Origin of the sequence: Hydrogenophaga sp., from assembly GCF_041633695.1 — a bacterium.
Lineage (GTDB): Bacteria > Pseudomonadota > Gammaproteobacteria > Burkholderiales > Burkholderiaceae_C > Hydrogenophaga.
This window is the reverse complement of sequence record NZ_JBFJMY010000186.1, coordinates 1-7,708: the sequence shown is the minus strand read 5'-3', so window position 1 is coordinate 7,708 and position 7,708 is coordinate 1. Positions and strand designations below refer to the sequence as shown.

The following is a 7,708-nucleotide window of genomic DNA, read 5'->3' as shown; positions in this document are numbered from 1 at the left end:
CGGCTCGCAGGTCTGCCTCTCCAGGCAAGAAGGCGCTTACGCCATCGTGCAAGCGCTGATCGCTCGCGGCGTGGTGGGCGACTTCCGTGCCGGGAACCCTTCGACGGGCGCAGGGCGAACAGCATCCCCAGACATCCTGCGCTTTGGCTTCACGCCGCTTTACATCGGCTTCGAAGATGTGTGGAACGCCGTCGAGCATTTGCGCCAGGTGCTTGAAGCGGGCGAGTGGAAGAAGCCCGAATTCAAGCAAAAACACGCGGTGACTTGATCCCCCCTGCGCCGCTGTGCGGCTTCCCCCTGAGGGGCACCACACCTGTGGCCCGGCGGAGCCGGTTCCACGGCGTGTGCTGGAAGGAGGTTACTTATTGCCCACGGAACTTGAGCAGACAACACCACAGGAAGCCCAGATGAACTGCCCGCACCACGACGAACCCAGCCCTTCGGCCACCGAGCGCATCGTGGCCGAAGAAAAAGCCCAGCTCGACTTCAGCCGGGACATGAGTTACGGCGACTACTTGCAGCTCGACGCCATCCTCGGTGCGCAAAAGCCGCTTTCGCCCGCGCACGACGAGATGCTGTTCATCGTGCAACACCAGACCAGCGAACTGTGGATGAAGCTCATGCTGCACGAGCTGAACGCGGCGGTGCGCAACGTGGCGAACGACGAGCTGCCCAGCGCCTTCAAGAAACTGGCGCGCGTCTCCAAGATCATGGAACAACTGGTGCACGCCTGGGACGTGCTCGCCACCATGACGCCACCCGAATACAGCGCCATCCGCCCCTACCTGTCGAACTCCAGCGGCTTCCAGAGTTTTCAGTACCGCTGCATCGAATTCGCGCTCGGCAACAAGAACGCCACCATGTTGAAGCCGCACGCCCACAGCCCGCAGCGCCTGGCGCTGGTGCAAGCAGCGCTCGAAGCGCCGTCGCTCTACGACGAAGCGCTGCGCCTGCTGGCACGCCGGGGCCTGGCCGTGCCCACCAGCCACACCGAGCGCGATTGGACACAGCCCTACGAAGCCAGCGATGCGGTCGAACAGGCCTGGCTGCAGGTGTACCGCGATCCGAAAGAACACTGGGATCTGTACCAGCTCGGCGAAGAACTCACCGATCTGGAAGACGCGTTTCGCCTCTGGCGTTTTCGCCACGTGACCACGGTGGAGCGCGTGATCGGCTTCAAGCGCGGCACCGGTGGCACCGGCGGGGTGAGCTACCTGCGCAAGATGCTGGACGTGGTGCTGTTTCCGGAAATCTGGCGCTTGCGCACCGAGCTGTAGGGCTGCCCGCAGCGGCTCGTCAAGTCCGGACCAGATCGGCCAGCACCCGGTAGGGCTTGGGAAACCAGGCCCAGTGGTCGTCCAGCCACACCAGACCGTCGTAGGCCATGCCGGCGCTGGCGCCGGGCTCCCGCATCTTCCATGCGGCCCACACCCGCTGCGGCTGCAACAAGCGCGCAATGGCCTGGTAACCACCCGGGAAATCGCGCGACAACGGGTTCGGGTGCGTGAGCATGCCCGCTGGCGCCACATGCACCAGCGCCCGGGCTTGTGCGCCGGCGCGTGTCACACGCGGCGCGCTGGGCCAGGCCGCTGCATAGGCTTGGCGTGCCGCCTCGGCCACCTCGGGCACAAAGGCGCGCGCCCAGTCTTCGTCGCGCGGCAACAGCGAAGCCGCCAGCTCGCCTTCGGGATCGCGCGCCACGCTCAACAACAAGGGTTCGAGCTGGTGGCGCAACACGTCGGCAGCGGCCAACGCCGTGGCGCGCGCGTCCGGCGCCGGACCGGGCGGGATGTCGGCGTTCGGATCGCTGGGCGGATCGGCGGGCGGTGCTTGCTGCAAGACCTGCGCCGCCCGTTCGGCGGCTTGCGCGATGGCCGCGCGTGGGTGTTGGCGCTGGGCCTGCACCGCGTTCAGCAAGGCGGTGTCGCCCGTGGCCTGCGCGGCCAGAATGCCGCGCAACACGGTGCGTTCGTCGTTCGAAGCCAGCCACTCGGCCAGATCCCCGTGGTGAACGAAGGGCAGCCCGGGCGGCAAAGCGCCTGCGTGCGCCGTGTCGAGCACGCGCAAACGGCACACCGGGTTGAAGGTGTAGACCAGTTGGCGGCTCTGCTGCACAAAGGCCGCGTGCTCCGGCTCGCCCGGCACGATCGGTGCGCGTGCCAACGTGGCCAGGCGCCAACCCCCTTGTTCCAGCGTGGCCTGCAACACGGCAAAAGCAAAGTCGGCGGGCAGGATCAGCGTGTGGGCGTGGGGCTTAGTCATGTTCATCGGGTTCGATTGTGAAGCCACCTTGCATCAGCCGCAGCAGGATGTCGCGGGTGCTGCGCAGGGGTTCGCCGGTCACAGGGTCGGGTGTACCCACCGGGATCACGCGCACCACACGGCCCTGGCGGTCGAAGATGCGGATCGGTGCGGTGGACGACGGTGTGAGCACACTGGGCATGTCGTCGCCCAGCACCACGTCCACCGGTACGTCGTGGGCACGCAACTGGGGCAGCGCCGGGTCGGTACCGGCCAGCGGCGGCAGCGTCACCATGGGCGACGGGTTCTCGATCACCAGGCGGCCGTTGCGAAACACCACGCGCCCGGTCAAGGCCACGCCCTGGGCCAGGTCTTGCAGCGTGGGGCGCACCACCACGCGTTCAAAGCCCTGCGTCTCGCGCAACCAGACCACCTCGAACGTCGCATCGGGGTGGTCGCGCACGATGGCCGCGATCATGCTGCGCAACTCGCCCGCGAAGATGCCGCCCATGTAGAAATCGACGATCGCAAAGTGGCTCTGCCCCAAGGTTTCCAGGCGGCGCCGGATCTCGGCCTCCAGCAAGGGCGTGCGCTGCACCAAGTCGGGCTGGCCTTCTCGCGGTTGCACCGATTTGGCCACCACCGCGGTCTCGGGGAAACCGGCCACGCCGCGCGACAAGACCTCGGCCAGCAAGGCGCCGCCGCGTTCCACGCCGAGCACGGCATCGGGCCGGCGCGCCAGCAAATGTTCGCGCATCTGGCCAATCGCCAGCGCGTTCAGCTCCACCGCCAGTTCGTCGACCAGACCATCCAGATCGCCGTAGCGCGGTGGCCGTCCATCGCGCACGCGGTTGCGCAGGCTGTCGATGATTTCCTGCGCGTCGATGCGCCGCCCGCTGGTGCCGAAGGTGGCGTCCATGCGCAGGATCACCTCGATCAACTGGTCCACCCGCAAGCGGGTCGAGGCCGCCACCGGCGCCAGGCGCTGGCGCAGGTCTTCGTCCACCGTGGTGCGGCCCTCGCGCAAGTCGCGCAGCCGGGTTTCGGTTTCGCGGCCGATGTGTGCCTCGCGCTCGCGCAAAGCCTGCACGCGCGCCTCGGCCACGCGTTCCTGTTCGGCCCGGCGCTGCGTGCGCTCGGCGTGCGCGGCGGCGCGGGCGGCACGCTCTTCGCGCTTGCGCTCGCCGCGCCCGGCGGCCAGATGCGCGCGTTCTTCGGGCGAAGGCGGCACCCGCACCTTGCGCAGCGTCATCGCGTGCGCGGTGGGACCATCGGGCACACCAAAACCGGAATGCGGCGCCGCCTGGGCGCGCAACACGGTCGAAGCCGGGCCCACCGCTTCGAGCCGCCAGACCACGCCGTTGCCATCGGTCCAGGTCAGCTTCTGTGCGGCAGCCAGCTCGCGCAAGATGGAGGCTTCGTGGAACACCACCTCGATCTCGCCACCGGCACGCAGCAGGCGCAAGGCGTGCGGCGCCAGGTTGGTGAGGCTTTCGATCTCGGTCTGGCGGCGCTGGATGTCGGCCAGCACCTCGTGCATGGGACGGTCGCCCACCGAGATGCTCATCTCTTGCGCCTTCTCGTGCGGCAACGGAAAACGCGCGTGCACCCGGTCCACCGAAGCATCGGGCAGGCCTTCACCGAAGCGGCTCGGCACGAAACGCCCACCCAGTGCTTCAAAAGCCTGGATGGCGGCGGCATCGGGTGGGTGGCTGGCCTCGGCGGCCACCACCTCGGCGCCGGCATAGCGCCGGGCCAGTTCGGCGGGGCTGGCCAGTTCGGGGCCGACAAAGGGCTCGAACACGCGCTCGACCCCATCCGGGCGCTCGCCGCGTGCGCGCTTGGAGAACAGGCGCGCGGGCTGGTCCAGATACGGCGGGCGCAAACGCCCGTCGGCCAGGATGGCGGCGCGCTCGGTCGGGCCCAGACCGCGCACCTGTTCCTGCAACTGCCGCAGGTTGTGCAGCGTCAAGCTGTTGCGCGCCAGCTCCGCCGCGTCCAGCGGGCTGTGCGCGCGCAGCGAAGCCTCGATGCGCTGGTGTGCGTCGATCTCAAGTTCGGTCTTGGTGCGGAACAAATCGATCTGGGTGTCCAGATCGAGCTGGTCCCACTGCCGCAGCGTGGCCTCGTCCAGCCGCGCGGCGCGCGCAGCGGTGGCGGGGTCGCGCAGCTGGGCCAGGTGCGGGCCTTCGTCGGCCACGCGCGCCGGCGGCGTGCCTTCGCGCACCACCACCACGGGCTGCCCGTCGACGATCAGGGTCACGGCGTCGCCGCTCTGGCTGCGGGTGAGGCGGGTGAACTCGGCGTCGGACAAAACGCGGATCGGCACATCGGCGAACTCGGTTTGCAGCTCCGGGCTCAGGTGGCGCATCAAGGCGCTGCGCATCTGCTCGTGTTGCGCCACCCGGGCCTGCACCTCGGCCAGGTGCTGCTGCGCGGCGCCCAAGGCGCTGCGGGCATCGCGCACCTTCTCGTGCGCCTCGGGCGTGGAACGGCGGGTGGCCCGGGTTTCGGCCCGCGCCAGCGCACGTTCGGCCTGGCGCACCCGCTGCTGGAAGTCGATCACCAGATCGCGGTCCACATCGCGTGTGGAGCGCGAGCCTTCGGCGATTTCGCTTTGGCGGGCGCGGTTGAACTTGTTGCCCTCGGGGTCGTTGTGCAGCCCGATCGGGCGGCTCAGCGCGTCGGGGTCTATCAAGGTAGCGGCCTCGAGCGGGCGGGTCGGGTCCATGCCATGGCCAACTTCGCGGTGCATGGCGGTGGGCATGGCGGTGCCCACTTCGGCCAGGTGGGCGAACTCGGGGAAATCGGCCACCGCCATCAGGTGGTGGAACTCCACGCCTTCGGGCAGGCGCCCGTGGCGCTCCACAAAACGCAGTTGGGCGTCGCTCAGGAACTCCATGGCCGCCTGCGTCATGCGGTTGTGTGCGCCGGGGTTGAGCAGCGCCTCCTGCAACTGGCGGCCAAAGCGCGCCCGCGCCTCGCGCCGTGCCCAGGCTTTGACTTCGTGCGGCACCTCGCTGCGCCCGGGCATGCGCTCGCCGCGCCGCAGGAACGAGCGCACCGCATCGGGCAGGTCGTGGTAGGCGTCGTCCACCAGACCACCGCGTGCGGCCATGCGGCGTTTCTCGCCGATCTCGGTCAGCATGGTTTCCAGAATGTCGTTCACCACCTGTTCGTCGGCGCTGCCACCCCGCGCGCGTTTGCTGAACAGGCGCGCCGGCTGGTCCAGGAAATCGGGGCGCGCTTCGCGGCCCGTGCCCATGGCCTCGCGCCGGGCCGGCGTGAGTCCGGCCACATCGTCGGCGCGGCTGCGCAGATTGGCCAGGGTGCCGTCGTTCAAGGCCATGTCTTCGGCAACGCTGGCGAGGCGGTTGCGGTCGCCCGAGGTCGCCGCGTCCGCCAGCTCGCGCTCCAGCGAACCCCGGATGCGCTCGTGCGCATCGATCTCCAGATCGACCTTGTCGCGGTACAGGCCGATCTGGGTGTCCAGATCGAGCTCGTCCCAGCGTGGCAGCGTGGCTTCGTCCAGCCGGGCCACGCGTTCGCGGGTAGCGGGGTCGCTGCTTTGCACCAGGTGCGGGCCCTCGTCGGCCAGGCGCGCCACCGAAGCGCCTTCGCGCACCACCACCACCGGGTGCCCGTTTTCGATCATGGTGACCGCGTCGCCGCTGTGGCTGCGGGTGACGGTGCGGAATTCGGATTCTGACAAGACGCGGATCGGCACGTGGGCAAAGTCGGCCTGCAAGGCCGGGTCCACGTGCCGCAACAGCGCGGCGCGCATACCGGTCTCGACGATGGCGTCGGGGAAGCGCGTGACCACCGTGGCGGCCATGCCACCGTGCTGGGCCACGTGTTCCAGGCTGAGCGCGCGGCCCAGGCTGTCGCTGCCAAAGCGCCCGTGCTGCTCCATGAACATCAGGTCTTCGGCGGCGGCGCGCAAAGGCGAGTCGTGGGCCAAAGGATCGCCATCGATACGAGGCAAGCCCATTTCGCCGCGTGCTTCGTTCACGCGCTGCGCCGCTGCGGCCAAGCGCCGGTTGTGCATGCCCTGGCCCACCGCCTCGCCCGCACCCTCGCCAATGCCTTGCACAAAGCTGTGCAAACCGGCGTGGCCCATTTCGATCAGGGCGTCGCCCATGTCGCCACGGAAGCGCCCCGTCGAGCGGTCCACCGCCAGCTCGGTGCCGCGCCCGGCCATGCCGCCCACGGCCTGTATCGCACCCCGGGCCAGCCCACGCCGTCCCGCCGTGGCCACGGACGACACCACACCACCGCCGGTGGCGCTGTTGAGCACCGTGTTCAAGCCCTCACCGGCCCGGCCCACCACGCCCAGAGCGCCGCCCGCGGCGCGGCGCAGCAGGCCACCGCTGGTGGCGATGGCGCGCGCGCGCTCGGCAATGGCCGCGCCGTTGCGTGCCAGCGCCTCGATGGAATTGGTGGCCGCCGCCGTGGCGCCACCGGCCAATGCGCCGCGCGCCAGCCCGCCCAGCAGCCAACCCACCGCGTCGTCCGCGCCGTGCTCCCAGGTGCGTTCGTCCAGCGCCGCCGTGCCCAGGCCGCTGATCGAGCCCGAGATCATGCCGACGATGATCTGGTCCACCACCGGGTTGCCGGTGAAGATGCGCGAGAGACTGGTGAGCGTTCGGCTGGCGGCGTTGGCTGCCGATGCGGTCTTGCTCGCCACCTGGGCCGCCGCACCGAGTTGTGCGCCCACACCGGCGGTGATGGCCTGCACCGCCGTCATGCCCAGGTCCACCGCCGCCTGCTCCCAGCCGTAACGCCCACCCTTGATCGCGTAGTTGGCCGACATGGAAGCCAGACCGGTGATCAGGGCCGCCGCGATCAGCGGCGCCGCCGCGCCTCCGGTGACCACGGTGATCACCGCCGCCGCGATGGCGCCCAGAATCGCGATGCCGGTGGTGGCGATGTCGGCAAAGGCGTCGATGCGGCTGGCGTAGGTTTGCGCAATGTCGACCGCCACGCCGGTGGTGGCGCGGAAGTGCTCGATATCGGGGCCGGTGTAGTTGTTGTCGCCGTCGAAGTTGCCCAGGCGGCCTTCGATCTCGCCGCGCCGCCCCACGGTGAACGGCCCACCCGCCAGCAGTTGCAGCTCGGATTCGGTGCTGGACATGGCTTCGTCGGCCAGCGTGCCATCGGCCAGCCAGGCGCCAAAGCCGCTGGCCTCGCGGCGCTGCTGCTCCAGCGCAAAAGCGGCCACCTCCAGGCGCTCGCGGTCGTTGCGCGGCTGGCCCAACAGCGCGCGCTCCATGCGCAGGCGGTCGTCGCCCGAGACCTCGCCAAACCAGCCTTCGCCGTAGACCCCCAACTCGGCGTCGAGCGAATGGCCCGGGTTGCGCTCGGCGTAGATTTCGCGCATGCGCGCGATTTCGTCGCGGTCCATGCGCTCGGTGAAACGGAACAGCAGGTCTTCGTTGGTGCCCGCGCCTTCCATCGCGTGCTCCAT

3 protein-coding genes and 1 pseudogene are annotated in these 7,708 nt (G+C 69.5%); 2 read left to right on the top strand and 2 right to left on the bottom strand.

Annotated elements, in window-relative coordinates; all coding sequences use genetic code 11:
• Together ABYB95_RS12665 and kynA are read left to right on the top strand one after the other, a co-directional pair.
• A pseudogene (locus tag ABYB95_RS12665) lies at positions 1-268 on the top strand (kynureninase); the annotation flags it as partial.
• A gap of 139 nt (positions 269-407) precedes the next feature.
• Complete coding sequence (gene kynA / locus ABYB95_RS12660) at positions 408-1,277, top strand: tryptophan 2,3-dioxygenase (RefSeq protein ID WP_372658917.1); 870 nt, start codon at positions 408-410, stop codon at positions 1,275-1,277.
• Positions 1,278-1,296: 19 nt separating this feature from the next.
• Here the strand turns inward: kynA and ABYB95_RS12655 are convergent, their stop codons facing one another.
• Positions 1,297-2,262 (bottom strand): hypothetical protein, encoded by a 966-nt coding sequence (locus ABYB95_RS12655; protein ID WP_372658916.1) that lies wholly within the window; start codon positions 2,260-2,262, stop codon positions 1,297-1,299.
• Positions 2,255-7,696 carry a hypothetical protein gene (locus tag ABYB95_RS12650; protein ID WP_372658915.1) on the bottom strand — a complete coding sequence of 1,814 codons (5,442 nt, stop codon included), beginning with the start codon at positions 7,694-7,696 and terminating at the stop codon, positions 2,255-2,257. The genes ABYB95_RS12655 and ABYB95_RS12650 overlap by 8 nt, the downstream gene beginning before the upstream one ends.
• Positions 7,697-7,708: the final 12 nt, after the last annotated feature.

What these genes read in the sequence shown, in the direction of transcription:
- ABYB95_RS12650 (WP_372658915.1), bottom strand. Translation starts at nt 7,696, where the DNA reads ATGGAAGGCGCGGGCACCAACGAAGACCTGCTGTTCCGTTTCACCGAG.
- ABYB95_RS12655 (WP_372658916.1), bottom strand. Translation starts at nt 2,262, where the DNA reads ATGACTAAGCCCCACGCCCACACGCTGATCCTGCCCGCCGACTTTGCT.
- kynA (WP_372658917.1), top strand. Translation starts at nt 408, where the DNA reads ATGAACTGCCCGCACCACGACGAACCCAGCCCTTCGGCCACCGAGCGC.